The organism is Anabaena sp. UHCC 0253 (assembly GCF_009712085.1).
Lineage (GTDB): Bacteria > Cyanobacteriota > Cyanobacteriia > Cyanobacteriales > Nostocaceae > Dolichospermum.
The window spans coordinates 785,723-805,934 of sequence record NZ_VILD01000001.1; the positions used below are offsets into that span (position 1 = coordinate 785,723).

The following is a 20,212-nucleotide window of genomic DNA, read 5'->3' on the forward strand; positions in this document are numbered from 1 at the left end:
TCTTAATAGTCATTATCAGCCACACAAATACCTTTACATTTAATACCATTTGTAGCAGTGCGTAGACAATGGGGACAGAGAACCTCTTCCTTTTCCGTTGCTTGATTTATCTCTATATTAGTATTTGCCTGTAGCTTGTCTTTTTCTGTCTGGATTTTATCATTCATAGGAAGGTAGTAATTTTTCGCTGTTTAAATTTTACAAGTCATCCAATTTTATTGAGATATCGTATGGGCTTGTAGACTTACAAACAATGGATCAATACTGCTATTTTCATCGGCATATATAGCATCTAATTGTTGAGTAATTTGATCCGGTTGATGAGTTCTCAAGTATTCTTTAAGTGCCACAGCATAAAGCTGACTACGAGATAAACCTTTATGTTTTGCAAACTGTTCAGCAGCTTCAAAAAGAGGGTCAGGAATGGAAATTGCTGTTTTCATAGCTTGGTATAACTTGAGTTATACCTTTATGTTACCGATTTTTTGTAATTAATGCTGGAAATTTAGCTATTTCTACGGCGAGCGAAGCAATCATACTGCTACCCAAAAATCATGATTGAGTTGAGCAAAGCTGTATCTAACACTTTCCCATCCTTACCGATTTTGCTCCACAGCCTGTGATGTAAGAATCTATTATGTTAATGTTGTCATCTTGCCTCTTCAGATTTCCTACTACTTGAATACTCGTTAGAGATAATATTATTTTTAGTAATTCTGTCTTGTGTTCTTCACTTAACATTACTGGATATTTTCCACGTATTTTATTTTCTATCTTCGATTTAAGCTCGGATGTAAGTAACTCTAAATCAAACTTTACTCTATCACCGTCATCAAAAATTGGCAAAAAAGAATACTCATCTTTTCTATCAAACCATTGCCTACTTACATAAGTGTATTTTCCAGTATGTTGTCCAATAAAAGGGTATTTAAAATGTCTTTCCCATAGGCTAGATTTATTATTTTGGTAATCCTGTTTAAACTCTTTAGGTATTCCTTGTTGCTTATCTGGCCACTTGGCAGCATGATCTACAACAAAAACTGTGTCTAGTTGAATAGTTCTTTTATGGGCAGCATCTCCACTACAGAAAAATATATATGATCCTTCTGTGATATAGGCATCATTTGACTCAGGACTTCTTCGTAATTGCGTGGCATGACAGTACGAATAAAGCCACTTTTCTGAAAATACAAATGGATCTTCATTTCCATCTGGTTCATCTACCCAAACATTACCTTGCCAATCTGTAAGTTGATGTTCAATTAAAGCTTTACCTTTGACTTCAGTTTTTTTCCTTGCATAGTCAGGATGGAATATTAAATAATGTAGTGGCTGCATCAATAACACCCAATTCAGGTAACATAACTATTATACTGTAATTACGGAATAACCCTCAAGTATTTTCTCCCCAATTGCTCATTGTTCCGATTTCATTGATTAAATTTATATCACAGCATATCCCTTATGTTGCCTAACATTTTGCGGGTGAAAACCTAAAACAATCTTATCTTTAGGAATTCCCGCTGCTTCTAATTCATAGGTAATACCATCTTCGGTATCATCTCTTTGTACCCAGATTTTGCCATCAATAATCTAAACTCTCAAAACTCTCTTTGCGTCTGGAGCGCCTCTGCGTGAGAAAAAAATCTGCTGTAACTTCAGACGAAAATTCCCCAATCCCCAGTCCTGGAAATGCTAAAATCAATGACTTGATTCCTTAAAGAGAACAATTATGGCATCCATCCGCGAGTTGCACGAACAGATAATCAGTAAAGAACGTTCTGCCGTTGAAATTACCCAAGAAGCATTAAATCGGATTCAAGAGTTAGAACCAAAACTGCACAGTTTCCTCACTGTCACGACAGAACAAGCCTTAAAACAAGCTCAAGCTGTGGATGCAAAAATTGCTGCGGGAGAAGAAATTGGCATCTTAGCGGGGATTCCTATCGGGATTAAGGACAATTTGTGTACGAAGGGGATTGTCACAACCTGCGCTTCCCGGATTTTAGAAAATTTCGTGCCACCTTACGAATCCACCGTTACCCAAAAACTAGCTGATGCTGGGGGTGTAATGGTAGGTAAAACCAACTTAGATGAGTTTGCAATGGGGAGTTCTACAGAAAACTCCGCTTATCAAGTTACCGCTAATCCTTGGGATTTATCCCGTGTTCCTGGTGGTTCTTCCGGTGGTTCAGCAGCAGCCGTAGCAGCCGATGAATGTGTGGTTTCCCTGGGTTCGGATACAGGGGGTTCAATTCGTCAACCGGCTTCCTTCTGCGGTGTCGTAGGGATGAAACCAACTTATGGGTTAGTTTCCCGTTATGGTTTAGTGGCTTATGCTTCCTCTTTAGACCAAATTGGACCATTTGGACGCAGTGTAGAAGATGCGGCTATATTGTTGAGTGCGATCGCTGGCTATGATCCACAAGATTCCACCAGTCTCAAAGTTGCCATTCCTAACTATGCTGCTAGTTTAAAACCGGATCTCAAAGTTGGCAAAAAATTGAGAATTGGTGTAATTACAGAAACCTTTGGTGAAGGTTTAGATCCAGAAGTAGAAGCCGCTGTCACCAAAGCCATTGAACAACTTCAAGAATTAGGTGCAGAAATTCATCCTATTTCTTGTCCCAGTTTCCGCTATGGTTTACCAACTTACTATATTATCGCTCCTTCGGAAGCATCAGCTAATTTAGCGCGTTATGATGGCGTTAAATATGGTTTGCGTTCTCCAGATGCCGATAATCTTTTATCAATGTACACCCGGACTCGTTCTCAAGGTTTTGGAGCGGAAGTCAAACGCCGGATTATGATTGGTACTTATGCTCTTTCAGCTGGTTATTATGATGCCTATTATTTGAAAGCGCAAAAAGTCCGTACTTTAATTAAACAAGACTTTGAAAAAGCTTTTGAAACAGTAGATGTTTTAATTTCTCCAACTGCACCTACAACCGCATTTCAAGCTGGAGAAAAAACCACTGATCCTTTGAGTATGTATTTAAATGATTTAATGACTATTCCTGCTAATTTAGCTGGTTTACCTGGTATTAGTTTACCTTGTGGTTTTGATAGTAAAGGTTTACCAATTGGACTACAAATAGTTGGTAAGGTTTTAGGAGAAGAACAACTTTTCCAAATAGCTTATGCCTATGAACAATCAACTAATTGGCATTTACAAAAACCCAAAATTGCTTAGTTTTTTCCTCGTAGGGGGTTTACGGCATAAACCCCTATATTATTACTTTTTTTCATGTGTTCAAAAAATGTTAGATTAACATTTCTGTATTAGTCAAAATCAAATTAAATGACTCGCTTTATACATGACCAATTCGCCAAGCAATATCTAACTGAACTATTAACACCTTACGGGCAAGTAGAAACCAGCAAAGATATCACCGCAGAAGTTAGACAAATAGACGTTTTATTTATCCCCTCATCCCAACCAACACCAAGCCTAGAAACACTCGGATTACTAGGGCAAATGGCGACAAATTATGCTATATTTGAACCATTTCGCAATGCCGTTAGCAAAAGTGAAATTCGCAGTTGTATGGGTAAATTATTTGACATCCATGCTGATCTAGAACGGCAATCTAACCGCAATAATACCCGTATAAATGAAGCAGAATTACCTCGTCTGTGGATTTTTACTCCTACAGCATCAGTGGAACTTCTAGCAAGTTTTAATGGTACTGCGGATGAAGACAACTGGGGAAAAGGAATTTATTTTTTTGGAGAAGGATTCAAAACAGTAATTATTGCGATTCATCAACTTTCTAGTACACCAGAAACATTGTTTTTGAGGGTTCTAGGAAAAGGAAAAGTACAAAGACAAGCAGTAGAAGAATTAGAAGCACTGGCTAATGATAGTCCTTTTTTTGCGGATATTATACAATTAGTACATAACCTAATTGCTGTATTATCGGCTCGTCAACGAAAAGAACAAGATATTGATAAAGATGATCAGGAGTTGATTATGAAATTATCGGAAATTTATCAGCAACAATTAGAAGAACTGAAAAAACAAGGACTTCAAGAAGGACGACAAGAAGGACGACAAGAGGGACGACAAGAAGGACTTCAGGAAGGAATTCATGTAGGACTTCAGGAAGGACGACAAGAAGGACTCAAGGCAGGTGTAGAAAGAGAAAGACGTGCTATGATTGAAAGTATCCTACAAGTGCGTTTTGGTCAAATTGATGCAGAATTAACAAGAATAATCAATCCTCTAATTGCCATGTCCAGAGAAGAATTTACTCCTTTACTTCTACAATCATCTCGTGAGGAATTATTAGCTAAATTTGCCTAACAATAGTACAGAGAAAGTAGAGAATTAGGGGTTTAGCAATGCTAAATCCCCACATTTAGGTTTTGAAAATATGTTCATTGATTGCCATGATCCATAATTGATTATATTTTGTTCACGACTAATTTAGGATTACTATAGAAGTTTCAAAAGTATGAGATCATCAAGATCATATAAACTGATTTTTAATCAACGTATAATCAAAGGAGTCTAAACAGATGGAACAAAATCGTCAGTCAACAGTAATCATCACTGGTGCGTCTTCAGGAGTTGGTTTGCAAGCAGCAAAGGCGATCGCTGATAAAGGAAACTGGCACGTCATTATGGCTTGTCGGGATTTAATTAAAGCCGAAAAAGCGGCTCAAAGTGTGGGAATGCCTAAAAATAGCTACACACTGATGCACATTGATTTAGGCTCGTTAGAAAGCGTTAGACAGTTTGTTAACAATTTTAGAGCCACTGGCAAATCCTTGGAAGCCTTGCTTTGCAACGCTGCCATTTATATGCCTTTAATTAAAGAACCTTTATTTTCTCCCGAAGGATATGAATTAACTGTCACCACAAATCACCTCGGACATTTTTTACTGTGTAACTTGATGTTGGCAGATTTGCAAAAGTCACCTGCTGCTGATAAGAGATTGGTAATTTTGGGAACTGTGACTCACAACCCAGATGAATTGGGTGGAAAAATTCCTCCTCGTCCAGATTTGGGTAATTTTGAAGGTTTTGCCGCCGGTTTCCAAGATCCAATTTGCATGATTGACGGTAAGCAATTTGAACCAGTCAAAGCTTACAAAGATAGCAAGGTGTGTAACGTTCTCACCATGCGCGAACTACATAATCGTTTTCATGAATCAACCGGCATTACCTTCAGTTCTCTCTATCCTGGTTGTGTAGCGACAACGGCGTTATTCCGCAATCACTATCCGCTGTTTCAGAAAATTTTCCCTCTTTTCCAAAAGTATATTACTGGGGGATTTGTCACTGAGGAATTATCTGGACAGCGCGTTGCTATGGTAGTTGCTGATCCTGAATACAAACAATCAGGTATTTATTGGAGTTGGGGAAATCGTCAAAAAGAAGGACGGACATCTTTTGGACAAAAGGTTTCTCCCCAAGCACGAGATGATGAAAAAGGCAAGCGGATGTGGGATCTCAGCTATCAGTTGGTGGGATTGGGAAAAGAAGCTGAAAAAGCAAAATCTCTAATTTAATTGATAATTGATAATTGATAATTGGTAATTCAGAATTGTCAATTGTCAATTGTCAATTGTCAATTGTCCATTGTCCATTGTCAATTGTCCATTGTCCATTGCCTGTTCCCTAAATTGAATAATAAAGGGGAAAAGATTTAGCATCTTTAGGCTTAACGTAAACCTTTTCTTGGGGTGCTAATTTTAATTCATCAAACTGTTCCCTTGTTAAATGGGCTTTAATCATTTGTCCGTCATCTAAGGTTAATTCAACTTGAATTTCCCAGCCTAAATGAATGATTCTGCTAACTGTAGCTTGTGCTGTTGTCCCATTACTAACTGTTTCAATGATGATATCTTGGGGACGCAAAAATGTTTCTGGATTTGTTGATTCAAAACCGCTACTTTGAAAAATTTTCGCAGAACTTGGTAATACATTCACCGGACCGATAAAACTCATCACAAAGGCTGATGCAGGATGATCATAAATATTTGCGGGTGTTCCTACCTGTTCAACTTTGCCTTTATTCATTACCACGATTTCATCAGCAACTTCCATTGCTTCTTCTTGATCATGGGTAACGAAAACTGTGGTAACATGAACCTCATCATGAAGACGACGTAACCAGGCTCGTAAATCTTTGCGAACTTTGGCATCAAGTGCGCCGAAAGGTTCATCTAATAATAAGACATTGGGTTCTACAGCTAAAGCTCTAGCTAATGCTACCCGTTGTCTTTGTCCACCGGAAAGTTGTGAAGGATAGCGATCGCCTAATCCACTTAACTGCACTAATTCTAATAACTGTTCTACTTTCCCTTGAATTTTCTTTTGGGGGCTTTGCGAATTTCTAAGCCAAAGGAGATATTTTGGCGGACAGTTAAATGTTTAAATAGGGCATAGTGCTGAAAAACAAAGCCAATATTCCTTTCTTGCACACTTTGATAGGTGGCATCTTTACCAGTCAGAATTATCTTACCACTATCTGGCATTTCCAAACCAGATATTAACCGCAATAGGGTGGATTTACCAGATCCAGATGGACCAAGTAAAGCTACTAGCGAACCACTCTGAATTTCCAGATTTACTTGATCAACTGCTTGGAAACTACCAAAGTGTTTGGAGACGTTTTCAACTACTATACCCACTTATATTATCCTTCTACAAATAATCTACGGTTTTTAGGTAGGAATACCGTATTTTACTATTTATATCATAAATCTCTGCTGTGGTATCATGAAAATTCATAAATTTCCAGAATTTGAAGTTTTGGGTTAAATAATCAAATTTTATCACTGGCGATCGCGCTCTAACTGATCAATTACCTTTTGCAAATACCAATCATCTGACATTCCCGGATAATTATATTCCTGTTGCTGAATTAAACGGTTTGCTATTTCCTGTTGTCCTCCCACTAAACGCAAAAGCCGCTGTCGTAAAATTTGATATTTCTGATTTTTGATTTCGGGATTGGAAGTTTGTATTTTTTGTAAACTATTTAATACCTGTTGATAATTTTCCCAATCTTCTTGTTCGCAGTAAATACTAACTGCTTTTTGATAATCGGATATAGCATTTTGAATTTCTTCTAACAATGTATAAACAAGACCACGATGATAGTAAGCTGGAGCATAATTAGGATTGAGTTGCAGTGCTTGACTATAGTCTTGAATTGCTTTGAGATAATCACTCATACTGCGATAAATATTCCCTCTAGCAACATAAACTAAGGGATCTTCAGGTTGTTTTTGTAATGCTTGGTTTAAATCAGACAATGCTCCTTGATAATCACCAATTTGGGAACGAGCTTTTCCTCGGTTACGATAAACAATCCCATCTTGAAAATTTAGTTGTAGTGCATGATTAAAATCGGCGATCGCTTCATGATAATTACCAAGTTTACACTGCACCACACCACGACAACAATAAGCTTGGGCATCATTGGGATCAGCCTTTAATACCCAATTCAAATCAGCAATTGCGGCGCTGGTTTCTCCTTGTTCTGCCTTTGCTAATAATTGTTGAAAATATTGATTAGTAGAAATTATAGATTCAGGAGCAGACTTAGTTACTGGCTGAATTGATTTCTCTGGTGATTGTAGTTGTTTAATTTTTTCCAAACAGCTATAACATTTGTCTTTATCTTTCTGTTCTAAATATAATTCGGCTGCTTTTTTAAAATTAGCGATCGCCTCTTGAATATATCCTTGTTTCCGTCGCACCATTCCCCGTAAATCATAAGCAGCCGCATAAAGAGGATTAAGACGAATTACTTTTTCTACATCATCTAAAGTCCCCGGCAGGTTTTTTAATGTTAACCTAGCTAAAGCTCGACAATAAAAAGCTTCTACACTCAATTCATCCAATTTTATCGCCTTGCTATAATCATCAACAGCTTGGAGAATTGCCCCAGAATCATAATATGCTAAACCTCGTTGGATATATGCCTTGCTAAAGTTAGGATTTTCCTGAATAGCAGCGTTAAAATCCTCTATAGCACCTGCATAATTTTTTTGTTGAGCTTTTTCTAATCCCCGATGGTAAAATTCGTTATTCATATTGGTAATTGGCAATTGGTAAATATAAATTACCCATCATCATCAGTATATTCTTGTTATCATTATTTAACCAAAGCAAAAATAAAAAAATCACTATGACACAAGCACCGATACAAGTAATTGGAGGTGGACTCGCAGGAACAGAAGCAGCGTGGCAAATAGCTCAAGCAGGCGTTCCTGTAATTCTCCATGAGATGCGCCCCAAAAGGTTCAGCCCTGCCCATCATACCGAAAATTTGGCAGAATTGGTATGTAGTAACTCCTTTGGGGCAATGGCAAGCGATCGCGCAGCCGGATTATTACACGAAGAATTACGCCAACTCGGCTCTATTGTCATCTCCAAAGCAGATGAACACGCAGTCCCCGCTGGTGGGGCTTTAGCGGTAGATAGGGGACAATTTGGGGAAGATTTAACCCAAACTTTAGCAAATCATCCTTTAATTGATTTTCGTCGCGGGGAAGTTACCGCAATTCCTGAAGGTATCGTTGTTTTAGCTTCTGGACCTTTAACCAGTCCCGATTTAGCCGCAGATTTACAGCGATTTACGGGGATGGAATATCTCAATTTTTTTGATGCTGCTAGTCCAATTATTGTGGGTGATTCTATTAATAAAGATATTGCTTTTATGGCTTCCCGTTATGACAAAGGTGAAGCAGCTTATCTGAATTGTCCCATGAATAAAGAGCAGTATTTAGAATTTCGAGAAGCACTTTGTCAAGCAGAACAAACAGAATTAAAAGACTTTGAAAAGGAAACAGCAAAATTTTTTGAAGCTTGTTTACCAATTGAAGAAATGGCACGCAGAGGGGAAGATACCATGCGCTATGGTCCTCTCAAACCAGTGGGTTTATCTGATCCTCGCAATGGAGAACGTAATTATGCGGTAATTCAATTGCGACAAGAAGATAAAGCTGGTCAACTTTGGAATATGGTCGGATTTCAAACTAATTTGCGTTGGGGTGAACAAAAACGAGTTTTTCAAATGATACCTGGTTTGGAAAAAGCTGAGTTTGTCAGATTAGGAGTCATGCACCGCAATACTTTTTTAAATGCACCACAATTAATGTCTGCAAGTTTGCAATTTAAAGAACGTCCAACTTTATTGGCTGCGGGACAATTAATAGGAACAGAAGGTTATACTGCTGCATCTGCGGGAGGTTGGTTAGCGGGAACAAATGCAGCCAGGTTAGCATTAGGAAAAGAACCACTAATTTTACCCATCACAACGATGATGGGGGCTTTATTTGAGTTTATCAGATCCGCTGCACCTAAGCATTTTCAACCCATGGCTCCTAATTTTGGTATTGTCCCAGATTTGGGTGTGAGAATTAAGAGTAAACCGGAAAAATATGGTCGTTACCGCGATCGCTCTTTGGCTGATTTAGCAAGTTGGAAATCTACAAATTTAGGATAATCAATCAGATCCCCGACTTCTTTTTTGGGCGTTGCTGATAGCCTGCGTGGCGATAGCCATATTGAGGTATGAAATTCCTAAATTGAACCTTTAAAACTCTTACCTTTGCGTCTTTGCGCCTTTGCGTGAGACTAAAATTCATACCCTTAATCAGCAACGCCCTTTTTTGATATTGTCAATAAATTATATACAGTAGGGGCGAAGCATTTGGTGTAAGGGCGAAGCATTCGGAAAATAAACTTGGGAAAAACCGAGAATTTGTCGCCCGAATGCTTCGCCCCTACTCAATTTAAGGAAATGAAAACGGCATGGCATTTTTCTCAAAAATTAGATGGTGGTGGTTATTCCTGATATGTGGCTGCATTTTCTGGATTGTTGTCATATTGTTACCAGTATCAGCAAATTCTATTAATACTCTTAAACAACAACAACAACAAGTTCAGCAACAACGTCAAAATGTTATTCAAGAACAAAATCGCTTAACCAATTTGCAAAACGAAGCACAAAAACACCTCGGCGGTTTGAACGAAAATCTCCAAACTACTAATAACTATATTCAAGATAGTGAAACCAAATTACAACAAGCTACCCAAATTCTTCAACAGTTAGAAAGTGATTTAGCGATCGCTCAACGGGATTATGAAAATCGCCAAATAGCTACAGTAACAAGGTTGCGGTTTCTTCAGCGTTCCCCAACTTCTCAAGGTTGGGCGGTTTTATTACAAAGTCAAAATATTAGCGATTTTATTAGTCGTCGTTATCACCTAAAATTAGTTTATCAAGCAGATCAGCAAATTTTAGGAAAACTATCTCAACAAGCAAACTTATTAATTAAACAAAGAACAGAAGTAGAAGGACAAAAAAATCAAATTGCTTTAATTAGAGAACAATTACTAGCTCAAAAAGCCGATTATCAAACTCAAACACAATCACAAACCGAATTAGTTCAACGATTAAATAGCGATCGCTTGGCCTTAGAAGCCGCCCAAAATCAACTAGAACAAGACTCTCAAAATCTCACTCTTTTAATTCAACAAAAAATTGCCGAACAACAAGCCTTAGAAGCAGCCAGAGCCAAAACAGCTAGTAAAAATGTGATTATTCCCGGAACAGGGATCTTTGCACTTCCCAGCAACGCACCCACCAGCAGCCCTTTTGGTTGGCGAGTCCACCCTATTCTCGGCTATCGGCGCTTTCACGCAGGTTTGGATTTCGCCGCCAGTCATGGTAGTCCAATTCGCGCCGCAGATTCAGGAACAGTGATTTTTTCCGGTTGGTATGGTGGTTATGGAAAAGCCGTCATTATTAGTCACAGCCAGGGACTCACCACCCTCTATGGACACAGCAGCGAACTATATGTGAGTGAAGGACAAACCGTACAAAAAGGACAAGCGATCGCTGCTGTCGGTTCTACAGGTTTATCCACAGGTCCCCATCTCCATTTTGAAGTCCGTCGTAATGGTACACCAGTTGACCCAGCAATGCTCATTTTGAAACAAATAAGATAAAATTCTCTGATTTAAATAGAGAACTTGTGTTGAACTATCGTTTTTTAACAGTGGAAATACAATGGAGGGCGCAGACCCTGCGCCCCTACGGTTAAAAATCTACTCCTCGCTTCAGTTCTACTCCTTGATTTGCGTAGTGTTTATGACAGTAAACCTCCGAGTGAATACTGGCTAAATCAAAATAAGCTGGTTGATTTTGACAGCGACCAGTAATAATGATTTCCGTGTCTCTGGGTTTACGTAGCAAAGCTTGCACAATAGGATCTACAGGCAATAATTCTAAATCCACAGTGGGATTGAGTTCATCGAGAATGATGGTTTTATACACACCAGAGGCGATCGCTGTTTTGGCAATTTCCCAACCTCTCTGCGCTTCTATATAGTCTAAGTCTTGTCGAGAATTACGCCAAACAATGGCATCACGTCCACAACGTTGATGATCTACTACTTCAGGATAGGATTGTTGTAAAGCCGCGATCGCTGCATCCTCAGTATAACCACTACCACCTTTCAACCACTGCATAATTAATACACGGGTAGATCCAGGATGATTGATACCTCTACCAATGGCCTGCAAGGCTTTACCCAAAGCACTGGTAGATTTACCTTTACCCGCACCAGTATAAATTTCAATCCCCTCAATTAATAGTTCTGCGGCTGTTGGGTGATGGTGGGGTTTCATTTCCGAATGCAAATCCGCAATATCTAGTAACTGTTGCGGTGCAGCGCGTCCAGTAGCGATAATTTCCAATTCCTGGAGTTTAGATTTTAAGGTTTTTACCACCTCATCCACAGGTAGCAAACCCAAATCTAAAACCGGGTTAATTTCATCTAGGACTACAACCGAGTATAACCCTGATGCGATCGCCCCCTTAGCTACATCCCAACCCCGTGCAGCTTCAGTTCTATCAAAAAGTGTAATCTCATCATGGCCAAAAAACTCCGCTCTTCCTGTGCGAACCTGATCGATTAAATGGGGAAAACCACGCTGTAAAGCTGCGATCGCACCATCCTCATCATAATCACGTTCTGGACCTTTCAAAAACCGCAATAGTAAGACGCGGTTAGAATCACTCGGTGTATTTATTCCCAAACCAATCGAGCGCAAAACCACCCCTAAAGCCGCTTGGGACTTACCTTTCCCAATGCCATCATATACGTGAATTTGACCTGTAAGCCGCTCAGAACGCACTTGCGCTGTGCGAATACCGATGCCGTTCCTTGTCATCTTTTGAAAAGCTATAAAGTGGCAATTCCTTATCTTATCGAAACTATGGTCTAGGGTGTGGGGTTTTATCTTCATTCCTACGTAGAGTTTGCGGAAAAAGATATCTGTGAGGGCTAGGAGTTCAGGAGTCGTAGGGGCGAAGCATTCGGGCGACAAATTCTCAGTTTTTTCCAGTAGGGGCGAAGCATTCGGGCGACAAATTCTCGGTTTTTCCCAGTAGGGGCGAAGCATTCGGGCGACAAATTCTCGGTTTTTCCCAAGTTTATTTTCCGAATGCTTCGCCCTTACACCGAACGCTTCGCCCTTACAAGAGTATGGCTTGCGCCACGCTACACTAACTTCATCCCTACGTATCAAAGTTTGATAGATGTATTAATAATCTTAATCAAAATCTCTTGGCATACCCAGATCATAAATGCCATAACAATGAGATAATTGCCTACTATCCGTATTCTTTCAGTTATACTCTGGACAACTAAGTAAAAAAAACTCAAAAATAAGTCAGTAGAGACATTCCTCCAGAACATCTCTACAGAAGTCAGCAATTTCCCATAAATTATAAATTACAAAATCTCGTTGTTGTTATAACTATGTCTGAAGAATTAACACTACCCATAATTTTACCCCTTGGTGCAATATTTTTTGGCATATTATTCTTACTGACTGCCATTCCCATAGAAGCTTATGTCCTGAATAAATCCCTAAAAATTTGATAAAAAAACCAGCATTTTTTATGCTATTTCCATGAATGTTTTTTCTTGTGTAATTGGCTGGATTGTGTTTTTTGTAACCGAGCCAATGTTCTCTATTGCTATGAAATCAGAATTGATTAATTATATATTTTTCAATAAGCTCAAAGATCCTAGCATTGGGACAATGATAGTCCTGTTATCCTTTACTATTTTTCTAGCGACTTTTTTAGTTAAATTTATCCTGATCAAGCTCCTGATAATTTTCATGGATGAGGCAGGAAAAGCCAAAGAAATAGAACTCGCTTCCTCACAACAAAGAACAAGCTATATGAATATAGCTAAATTGCAAAATACTAATCTCATAACTGCTACATTAATAGCAAATTCACTCAGTTATAGTGCTATAACCTTGATCATCTTAATTCGCTCTCGGTAAAAATAGATGAAAGACATGAACAATCATCTCAACATAAATTAGAGGTAATCAAATGGATTCACTATTCAAAGATGTAATAGGCATATTTAAATTTATTCAAGGTTTATTTGCCGGAGTGCAAAAACTGTTCACGCCACCAAAAGCATATTCATGGCAGACATTTATTTACTTGAGTCTTTTTTCTTGGGGAATATCATATTTTGCCGTCGGTTACATAAAAGATACTATTGCCTTTTGTGGTTGGCTATTTTTATTAGCAGGAACAGCTTGGTATACTACCGATGATCCTTTAAGATTTCCGGGAACTTTTATGCCCATAGGGGCTATCATCACTGGCTTTTTAGTCAGTGTTTTTGCCTTTGGCCATCAAGAGAATGTATTAACATCTAATACCATAGTTATTTGGCCGACAATAGCCGCCATAGTCACCGCTATACCTAACTTTTTTGAAGGAACAGGAGGAACATCTGCAAAAGCCAAACTTCCTAAATTACAAGACCGTCAAAAAGTTGTAGTTTTGTTAGCTTGGTGTATGCTGATTAGTTGTTGGATTCAGTTTTACTTTGTCATAGATAAATGGTTGAAAGAATATCCTAGTTTACGTGCAGACAACTTTGAAAAAAGTGCCTTTGTAATTAGATTAGAACCACCAACACCTAAGCCAAAAAATGGTGATTTGATTTTAAATAAAATTCAACCATTAGTTAATCAACAAATTGGCAATAGACCTTGGTCAGAAGTCGAAAAATGGTTACTAGAAGCTGATCAACAACTAGGCAACTTAGGTAGAAGAACCATTGAAAGTAACCTGAATAAATCTAAAGAAAAACTACTATGGCGAGTTGAACCCCGTGTAGTGAATATCAAATCTGGATATAGACTAGACATTTTAACTATTTGGGGTGGACCAAGTGCAGATGCTCAAGGATATTACTGGAGAAAATCTTGTCTGATTCAACCATCTAATCCTAGTCAACAAACAGAGAATAAAACCACAGTAGCTAAGGTTGCTTGCGATCGCACAAGTACATTTATCGTCGGTTCTCCACCAGCACAACAATAAGGGAAAATTAAACATTAATAACTACCATGAATGTAATTAGAACTGTTGTCATGGCCAAGAATGTGTTTAAGGAAGTGATCCGCGATCGCATCCTCTACATTATTGGTTTTTATGCAATCCTTCTGGCTATTGCTTTCCGCGCAATTCCTGAATTTGCCACCACTACTGCTGATAAAATCTTTTTAGACTTTGGTTTAGCAGCCATGAATGTTATTGGTTTGATTGTGGCTATATTTATCGGTACGGGATTAGTTAACAAAGAAATCGAAAAACGCACCATCTTAGTATTAATTGCCAAACCCATCAGCCGCAGTGAATTTATCACCAGTAAATACTTAGGACTATCAGCCGTTATCGCTGTCTTAATTTCCACAATGACAATAATCTATGTCGGATTTTTGCAAATTGGTCAGGTATCCTATCCAGTTACTAGTATTTTTCTGGCTGCACTATTCATATTCTTTCAATTATGTTTAATTACGGCTGTAGCCATCACACTAGGCGTTTTTACCAGTTCCCTTATCGCCACAGCTTTAACATTTGCAGTCTATTTAATGGGGACTATTACTCAAGATTTAGTGGCATTAGGTCGCTTAAGTGAAAACCCAGGTATGGAACGCATCACTCAAGGGTTATATCTGTTATTACCAGATTTATCTAGATTAGATTTGAAAAATGATGCTGTTTATGGTTTACAAGCATTACCTGACACAATCACATTATTTACTAATGCTGGTTATGGTTTACTTTATAGTTTTATGTTGTTAGCATTTGCTATTCTCATCTTTTTACGCAGGGAGTTTTAATGAATCGGTGTTGCTGATTAAGAGTATGATTTTGTTTCACGCAGAGACGCAGAGTCACAGAGAGTAAGAGTTTGAAATAATTGATTTTTGAATTTCATACCCTAATTCAGCAACGCCATGAATCAGTTTGTTGACTCGGTGACTCCTATCCCTAATTAATCATTTCCCCATGTTCTTAATTGCCAATAGACTAATAGTAATGTCACTCCTAAAAGTACCGTTGCTACTGCTGCGGCATAACCAAAATCAAATTGCCCAAATGCTTCTTGATATGTATAGTAAACCAACAAATTGGTAGAATTTAATGGTCCACCACCAGTCATGACATAAACAGGTTCAAAACTACGTAATGTAAATATTGCTGTAGTAATGGTCGCAAATATTACCGTTGGTCTGAGTCCTGGTAGGGTAATATGCCAAAATTGTTGCCAGTCATTAGCCCCATCTAATTCCGCAGCTTCATAGCGACTCAGGGGAATTGCTTGTAATCCGGCTAAAAAAACTACCATATTAAAGCCGATTTGTTTCCAAATACTAAATAAAATAATGACTGGCATTGCCCAAAAGGTATTTGATAACCAAGAAATTGTACCAATACCATACATAGATAAAAGTCCATTGATTGGTCCTGTATCTTGAAATAACCAGCGGAAACCTAAGCCAGCAGCCACAAGGGAGATAATAGAGGGGAGAAAATAGGCACTGCGTAAAATTCCCCGCATAGGAATGGCACGATTTAATAATACACTTAGCCCTAGTGGAATTACTAAACTGGGAATGAGGGTAGCGATCGTGAAATAAACCGTATTAAAAATAACTTGCCAAAAATCCGCATTGAATAACAATCGCTTGTAATTTTTAATGCCTACCCAATAAGTACCGCTAGAAGTGAAACTACCAGCAGTGAAACTAAGGTAAAACAAATAGATAATCGGCCAAATTATAAATAAACCTAACAAAATCAGGGCTGGGGTGAGAAAAATCCAAGCCGCGGCTGTATCATTATCTAGCAGTTTCATCTGAGAAGGACGAGGTGTTGTCATGACTATGTTATTTAATAGGACTGAGAAATAGCATTAGCGCCATATTGAAATAAAATTCTATTAATACATGGGAATATCCTTAAATGCCGTATCTTGTTCTTGACTTTGACAAACTCAAAAATGCTAGTAAATTCCTAACTTACAGCTTATTAGTGGCTTTACCATTGACATTTCATACAAATGTACTAGCTCAACCGACCACAGCACCAACACCTACTGTATCCCAACCAGCTAATTCTTCAGAAGACGCTATTCTGAAAAAACTGCTGGGACGATGGGAAAATAAGGATTCTTTAGGTTTAGATATCAATTTTCTCTTCACTGCTGATGGTAAGCTATTTTTGATTATGGGGATTGCTGAAAAATCGGCTGCTTACCCATTAGAGTATCGGATTAACTCGACACCAAACCCCATGTATTTGGATATTATTCTCCCTGATAATCCTAAACCAGTTTTAACTATTTTTGATTTTACTACTGATGGTAAAATGCGGCTACAACTAAAGGATACTGATCCTGGACAACCTAGACCTAATCAGTTTTCTCCAGATGTATCTCTGTTTACAAAGGTTTCTGATAATACAACATTACCAGAAAATGTTGAAGTAATTGATCCGAATATGGAAAAACCAGCTAATAATCCAGAAGCTGAAGCTGAAATAATTATCAAATCAATGAATCGCGCCCAACAGGCTTATTTTATAGAGTTGAATAAGTTTGCCAACACTATTCAAGAACTAAAAATTGGCATTGAGTCGGAAACTGAGAATTACCGTTATCGCATTATTCCTCAAGGTAAAAATAATCAGCGTGTTGTGCAAACAGCTACTGCTAAAAAGCCTGATTTGAAAAGCTATACAGGAATTGTATTTATCAAAAAAAACAACAGTGAAATATTGCCAAATACGGCTATTTGTGTAACAGTTAAACCTGCCACTAAACCCCCAGCCATTCCCAAAATTCCTACAAAAGCTGCTCAGGAAGTTCAATGTCCAGTAGGTTCAAGTTTGTTAAAATAATCATTATTTATGATTCATGATTCCCCAAAAAATACTACGGCTAGTCTCATTTCTCCTGATATTGATCATCACCAAGTTTCCGCAAATAAGCCTGTGAAATTGGGAATAATGGCTTCTGGAAATGGGAGTAATTTTGAAGTGATTGCTCAAGCGATCGCAGATGGGAAAATTAACGCCCAAATTCAAGTTTTAATTTACAATAATCCGGAGGCGAAGGCAGCAACTAGGGCTGACAAATGGGGTGTAAAAGCTGTATTATTAAATCATCGTGACTGTAAAAGTCGGGAAAAGTTTGATGGTAAAGTTGCCGAAACATTAAAGCAGTATGATGTGGAATTCGTAATTATGGCGGGATGGATGCGATTAGTTACACAAGTGTTAATTGACGCTTTTCCCAATCGCATGATTAATATCCATCCTAGTTTATTACCGAGTTTTAAGGGAGTACGGGCTGTAGAACAGGCTTTAGCTGCTGGAGTAAAAATTACTGGTTGTAGTGTGCATTTTGTTTCTTTAGAAGTTGATAGTGGAGAAATTTTAATGCAAGCCGCTGTTCCCGTGCTACCAGATGATACATCAGAAACACTACACGCGAGAATTCAAGTACAGGAACATCGAATTTTACCAATGGCGATCGCACTTTTAAGCTAGGGGGCAGTTCAAGAATTGACAATTGACAATTGACAATTGACAATTGACAACTGACAACTGACAACTGACAACTGACAACTGACAACTGACAAATCCCCTATGATAAATGCTAGAATTTTCAATTAGAAATTTAGGATATTTTTATGCCAGTTGTAACTAATCCAATCAAGTTTGGTACAGATGGCTGGCGGGGTGTCATAGGTGAGGAGTTTACCTTTGAACGCCTAGCCTTAGTCGCAACTGTAGCAGCCAAAGTTTTACATAATACTTACTTTTCTGAAGTGGGTAGCCGGACAATTATTGTCGGTTACGATCGCCGATTTATGGCGGAAGAGTTTGCCCGTGTTGTGGCTAATGCCGTCACCGCAGTTGGGTTTGATGTCTTGTTTAGTGACTGTTTTGCGCCAACTCCGGCTTTTAGTTGGGCGGCTAAAGAACGCCAAGCTTTAGGGGCGCTAGTTGTAACAGCCAGTCATAATCCTGGTACATATTTAGGATTAAAAGTTAAAAGTGCTTTTGGTGGTTCAGTTCCACAGGAAGTTACACAAGAGATAGAAGCCTTATTATCAGAGAAAGTTGTACCAGCCGCAATCCCAGGCAAGGAAAATACCTTTGATCCCTGGCCGAGTTATTGTCAAGCATTAGCAGCTAAAGTTGATATTGACAAAATTAGGAAAGCGATCGCTTCGGGACAATTAACATTATTTGTGGATGTTATGCACGGGGCGGCGGCTGGAGGAGTAGCACGACTATTAGGAGAACAAGTTAAGGAAATTAATAGCGATCGCGATCCTCTGTTTGAAGGTGGTGCGCCTGAACCTTTACCAAAGTACCTTTCACGACTATTTACAGTCATGAAAACCCACCGGGAAACCCAGAAAACAGGTTTAACAGTGGGTTTGGTATTTGATGGAGATTGCGATCGCATTGCCGCAGTAGATCAAGATGCTAATTTTCTCAGTTCCCAAATTTTAATTCCCATCTTAATTGACCATCTCACCCTGCGGCGCAACTTTCAGGGCGAAATCGTTAAAACTGTCAGCGGTTCGGACTTAATGCCCCGTGTAGCCGCACTACATAACCTTTCTATCCATGAAACGGCAGTGGGTTATAAATATATTGCTGACCGAATGTTAGCTACACAAGTATTGCTAGGTGGTGAAGAATCCGGTGGAATTGGTTATGGTAGCCATATTCCCGAACGTGATGCTTTATTATCTGCGCTGTATGTATTGGAAGCGGTGGTGGAATCAGGGTTGGATTTAGGTGAATATTATCGCTATTTACAACAACAAACTGGTTTTTCATCAAGCTATGATCGCATTGATTTACCTTTAGCAAATATGGAAGTCAGAGGGCGATTATTACAACAGTTGCAATCCCAACCTTTGACAGAAATTGCAGGTAAAAAAGTCATCGGTTGTCAAACAATTGATGGTTATAAATTCCGTCTGGCTGATCAAAGTTGGTTAATGATTAGATTTAGTGGAACAGAACCAGTTTTACGTCTTTATTGTGAAGCTGCAACCCTAGAAGAAGTTCACAAAACTCTAGCTTGGGCAAAAACTTGGGCAGAATCAAATTAAGCATTAATGGGTAATTGGTAAAACTATTACTTATTGCCCATTGCTAATGTAAATTTAACCCGACAATAAAGCGAAAATCTTTAACATTTAAAGTATATAAATCAATTTTATGAACTCATGCGGTTGAGGCAATTAAGGCATCAGGAATACTGAGTTTATGACTGAGTGAATAAGTTTCCATTAATTCAATGAATTGATTACATACCGTAATATCAACAGGAAAAATATGAAGTAATTTCAAATGTTTCTTAATTGTCTTCAATTCCACATTATTAATAGCACCATAATATAATTCAGCTTGAGTAATTGTACTAATCGCTAATTGATTTAGTCCAATCAAACGAAGCTCAGAGATAATTTGAGAATTGTTTTTATAGAATTCTATGAGAATATTTGTGTCACATAAAATCATTTAACTTCTCTTCTCCATGCTTCTTGACGAATTGACTCAGTAGAAATATTTCTATTTTCCCAGAGTCCTGCTAAAGAGAAAAAATCTTCCTCATCATCAGATATAATGGTCTTATCTTCTATTACTTCTACAGAGTTAACAAAATCCAAAGCAGAAATAATTGATAATAACATCTGTGCTTTTTCTTTATCAGCGACCTTAATGATTAGTTGTTCCATGGTTGCGCTATCTTGAAACAATTCTATCTAAATTGTACAATTATTTTTGTTGTATTGACAGAAAACTATAAAATAAATTACAA

General features: G+C 38.2%; 18 protein-coding genes and 3 pseudogenes. 11 read left to right on the forward strand and 10 right to left on the reverse strand.

Annotated elements, in window-relative coordinates; genetic code table 11:
* Window positions 1-2 precede the first annotated feature (2 nt).
* The 4 genes and pseudogenes from FJR38_RS03555 to FJR38_RS28970 form a co-directional block, all read right to left on the reverse strand.
* A complete protein-coding gene (locus FJR38_RS03555) occupies window positions 3-167 on the reverse strand; it encodes a hypothetical protein (RefSeq protein ID WP_168496131.1) in 165 nt (54 codons plus the stop codon).
* Window positions 168-215: 48 nt separating this feature from the next.
* Window positions 216-443, reverse strand: coding sequence for a ChpI protein (locus FJR38_RS03560; RefSeq protein WP_168496129.1), 228 nt, complete (start codon window positions 441-443; stop codon window positions 216-218).
* A gap of 136 nt (window positions 444-579) precedes the next feature.
* Window positions 580-1,338 (reverse strand): hypothetical protein, encoded by a 759-nt coding sequence (locus FJR38_RS03565; protein WP_168496127.1) that lies wholly within the window; start codon window positions 1,336-1,338, stop codon window positions 580-582.
* A 105-nt stretch (window positions 1,339-1,443) separates the two neighbouring features.
* Window positions 1,444-1,593 (reverse strand): annotated as a pseudogene (locus FJR38_RS28970) (element excision factor XisI family protein); the annotation flags it as partial.
* A 139-nt stretch (window positions 1,594-1,732) separates the two neighbouring features.
* On the opposite strand from FJR38_RS28970, the gene gatA reads away from it, so the two are divergent.
* The 3 genes from gatA (at window position 1,733) to FJR38_RS03585 (ending at window position 5,517) form a co-directional block, all read left to right on the forward strand.
* Window positions 1,733-3,193, forward strand: coding sequence for an Asp-tRNA(Asn)/Glu-tRNA(Gln) amidotransferase subunit GatA (gene gatA, locus FJR38_RS03575; protein ID WP_168496125.1), 1,461 nt, complete (start codon window positions 1,733-1,735; stop codon window positions 3,191-3,193).
* A 108-nt stretch (window positions 3,194-3,301) separates the two neighbouring features.
* Window positions 3,302-4,306 carry a hypothetical protein gene (locus tag FJR38_RS03580; RefSeq protein ID WP_168535434.1) on the forward strand — a complete coding sequence of 335 codons (1,005 nt, stop codon included), beginning with the start codon at window positions 3,302-3,304 and terminating at the stop codon, window positions 4,304-4,306.
* Between the two features lie 215 nt (window positions 4,307-4,521).
* The gene (locus FJR38_RS03585; RefSeq protein ID WP_168496121.1) at window positions 4,522-5,517 is read left to right on the forward strand and encodes a protochlorophyllide reductase; all 996 of its coding nucleotides are present in this window, start codon (window positions 4,522-4,524) and stop codon (window positions 5,515-5,517) included.
* A gap of 109 nt (window positions 5,518-5,626) precedes the next feature.
* Here FJR38_RS03585 and FJR38_RS03590 read toward each other — a convergent pair.
* Both FJR38_RS03590 and FJR38_RS03595 read right to left on the reverse strand, forming a co-directional pair.
* A pseudogene (locus FJR38_RS03590) lies at window positions 5,627-6,642 on the reverse strand (sulfate/molybdate ABC transporter ATP-binding protein).
* A 144-nt stretch (window positions 6,643-6,786) separates the two neighbouring features.
* The gene (locus tag FJR38_RS03595) at window positions 6,787-8,052 is read right to left on the reverse strand and encodes a tetratricopeptide repeat protein (RefSeq protein ID WP_168496117.1); all 1,266 of its coding nucleotides are present in this window, start codon (window positions 8,050-8,052) and stop codon (window positions 6,787-6,789) included.
* A 95-nt stretch (window positions 8,053-8,147) separates the two neighbouring features.
* Here FJR38_RS03595 and trmFO point away from each other — a divergent pair, with 95 nt between their 5' ends.
* Entirely contained in the window at window positions 8,148-9,467 is a 1,320-nt protein-coding gene (trmFO, locus tag FJR38_RS03600; RefSeq protein ID WP_168496114.1) for an FADH(2)-oxidizing methylenetetrahydrofolate--tRNA-(uracil(54)-C(5))-methyltransferase TrmFO, read from the forward strand.
* A gap of 308 nt (window positions 9,468-9,775) precedes the next feature.
* Window positions 9,776-10,975, forward strand: coding sequence for a murein hydrolase activator EnvC (locus tag FJR38_RS03605; protein WP_168535436.1), 1,200 nt, complete (start codon window positions 9,776-9,778; stop codon window positions 10,973-10,975).
* Window positions 10,976-11,066: 91 nt separating this feature from the next.
* Here the strand turns inward: FJR38_RS03605 and FJR38_RS03610 are convergent, their stop codons facing one another.
* Window positions 11,067-12,203: a cob(I)yrinic acid a,c-diamide adenosyltransferase gene (locus tag FJR38_RS03610; RefSeq protein ID WP_168496110.1), complete on the reverse strand. Its 1,137-nt coding sequence runs from the start codon at window positions 12,201-12,203 to the stop codon at window positions 11,067-11,069.
* A gap of 590 nt (window positions 12,204-12,793) precedes the next feature.
* Here FJR38_RS03610 and fraC point away from each other — a divergent pair.
* From fraC to FJR38_RS03625, 3 genes and pseudogenes are all read left to right on the forward strand, one after another.
* Window positions 12,794-13,331 (forward strand): annotated as a pseudogene (fraC, locus tag FJR38_RS03615) (filament integrity protein FraC).
* A gap of 52 nt (window positions 13,332-13,383) precedes the next feature.
* A complete protein-coding gene (gene fraD, locus FJR38_RS03620; protein WP_168535438.1) occupies window positions 13,384-14,394 on the forward strand; it encodes a septal junction protein FraD in 1,011 nt (336 codons plus the stop codon).
* Between the two features lie 26 nt (window positions 14,395-14,420).
* Window positions 14,421-15,200 carry an ABC transporter permease gene (locus tag FJR38_RS03625; RefSeq protein ID WP_168535440.1) on the forward strand — a complete coding sequence of 260 codons (780 nt, stop codon included), beginning with the start codon at window positions 14,421-14,423 and terminating at the stop codon, window positions 15,198-15,200.
* A gap of 155 nt (window positions 15,201-15,355) precedes the next feature.
* Here FJR38_RS03625 and FJR38_RS03630 read toward each other — a convergent pair whose 3' ends face one another.
* Window positions 15,356-16,243 carry a carbohydrate ABC transporter permease gene (locus tag FJR38_RS03630; RefSeq protein WP_168535442.1) on the reverse strand — a complete coding sequence of 296 codons (888 nt, stop codon included), beginning with the start codon at window positions 16,241-16,243 and terminating at the stop codon, window positions 15,356-15,358.
* Window positions 16,244-16,326: 83 nt separating this feature from the next.
* Between FJR38_RS03630 and FJR38_RS03635 the strand changes: the two genes are divergently transcribed.
* From FJR38_RS03635 to FJR38_RS03645, 3 genes are all read left to right on the forward strand, one after another.
* A complete protein-coding gene (locus tag FJR38_RS03635; protein ID WP_168496100.1) occupies window positions 16,327-17,262 on the forward strand; it encodes a type IV pilin-like G/H family protein in 936 nt (311 codons plus the stop codon).
* Between the two features lie 9 nt (window positions 17,263-17,271).
* The gene (gene purN / locus FJR38_RS03640; protein ID WP_168535444.1) at window positions 17,272-17,913 is read left to right on the forward strand and encodes a phosphoribosylglycinamide formyltransferase; all 642 of its coding nucleotides are present in this window, start codon (window positions 17,272-17,274) and stop codon (window positions 17,911-17,913) included.
* Window positions 17,914-18,056: 143 nt separating this feature from the next.
* A complete protein-coding gene (locus FJR38_RS03645; protein ID WP_168535445.1) occupies window positions 18,057-19,499 on the forward strand; it encodes a phosphoglucomutase/phosphomannomutase family protein in 1,443 nt (480 codons plus the stop codon).
* Window positions 19,500-19,614: 115 nt separating this feature from the next.
* Here the strand turns inward: FJR38_RS03645 and FJR38_RS03650 are convergent, their stop codons facing one another.
* The gene (locus FJR38_RS03650) at window positions 19,615-19,911 is read right to left on the reverse strand and encodes a type II toxin-antitoxin system VapC family toxin (RefSeq protein WP_217359973.1); all 297 of its coding nucleotides are present in this window, start codon (window positions 19,909-19,911) and stop codon (window positions 19,615-19,617) included.
* On the reverse strand, window positions 19,908-20,129 hold the full coding sequence (locus FJR38_RS03655) for a hypothetical protein (protein ID WP_168535447.1): 222 nt from the start codon (window positions 20,127-20,129) through the stop codon (window positions 19,908-19,910). Before FJR38_RS03655 ends, FJR38_RS03650 begins: the two co-directional genes overlap by 4 nt.
* Window positions 20,130-20,212 lie beyond the last annotated feature (83 nt).

What these genes read in the sequence shown, in the direction of transcription:
- FJR38_RS03625 (WP_168535440.1), top strand. Translation starts at nt 14,421, where the DNA reads ATGAATGTAATTAGAACTGTTGTCATGGCCAAGAATGTGTTTAAGGAA.
- FJR38_RS03555 (WP_168496131.1), bottom strand. Translation starts at nt 167, where the DNA reads ATGAATGATAAAATCCAGACAGAAAAAGACAAGCTACAGGCAAATACT.
- FJR38_RS03645 (WP_168535445.1), top strand. Translation starts at nt 18,057, where the DNA reads ATGCCAGTTGTAACTAATCCAATCAAGTTTGGTACAGATGGCTGGCGG.
- FJR38_RS03655 (WP_168535447.1), bottom strand. Translation starts at nt 20,129, where the DNA reads ATGGAACAACTAATCATTAAGGTCGCTGATAAAGAAAAAGCACAGATG.
- FJR38_RS03635 (WP_168496100.1), top strand. Translation starts at nt 16,327, where the DNA reads ATGCCGTATCTTGTTCTTGACTTTGACAAACTCAAAAATGCTAGTAAA.
- purN (WP_168535444.1), top strand. Translation starts at nt 17,272, where the DNA reads ATGATTCATGATTCCCCAAAAAATACTACGGCTAGTCTCATTTCTCCT.
- FJR38_RS03630 (WP_168535442.1), bottom strand. Translation starts at nt 16,243, where the DNA reads ATGACAACACCTCGTCCTTCTCAGATGAAACTGCTAGATAATGATACA.
- FJR38_RS03585 (WP_168496121.1), top strand. Translation starts at nt 4,522, where the DNA reads ATGGAACAAAATCGTCAGTCAACAGTAATCATCACTGGTGCGTCTTCA.
- FJR38_RS03560 (WP_168496129.1), bottom strand. Translation starts at nt 443, where the DNA reads ATGAAAACAGCAATTTCCATTCCTGACCCTCTTTTTGAAGCTGCTGAA.
- FJR38_RS03610 (WP_168496110.1), bottom strand. Translation starts at nt 12,203, where the DNA reads ATGACAAGGAACGGCATCGGTATTCGCACAGCGCAAGTGCGTTCTGAG.
- FJR38_RS03650 (WP_217359973.1), bottom strand. Translation starts at nt 19,911, where the DNA reads ATGATTTTATGTGACACAAATATTCTCATAGAATTCTATAAAAACAAT.
- FJR38_RS03565 (WP_168496127.1), bottom strand. Translation starts at nt 1,338, where the DNA reads ATGCAGCCACTACATTATTTAATATTCCATCCTGACTATGCAAGGAAA.
- fraD (WP_168535438.1), top strand. Translation starts at nt 13,384, where the DNA reads ATGGATTCACTATTCAAAGATGTAATAGGCATATTTAAATTTATTCAA.
- FJR38_RS03605 (WP_168535436.1), top strand. Translation starts at nt 9,776, where the DNA reads ATGGCATTTTTCTCAAAAATTAGATGGTGGTGGTTATTCCTGATATGT.
- FJR38_RS03580 (WP_168535434.1), top strand. Translation starts at nt 3,302, where the DNA reads ATGACTCGCTTTATACATGACCAATTCGCCAAGCAATATCTAACTGAA.
- gatA (WP_168496125.1), top strand. Translation starts at nt 1,733, where the DNA reads ATGGCATCCATCCGCGAGTTGCACGAACAGATAATCAGTAAAGAACGT.
- trmFO (WP_168496114.1), top strand. Translation starts at nt 8,148, where the DNA reads ATGACACAAGCACCGATACAAGTAATTGGAGGTGGACTCGCAGGAACA.
- FJR38_RS03595 (WP_168496117.1), bottom strand. Translation starts at nt 8,052, where the DNA reads ATGAATAACGAATTTTACCATCGGGGATTAGAAAAAGCTCAACAAAAA.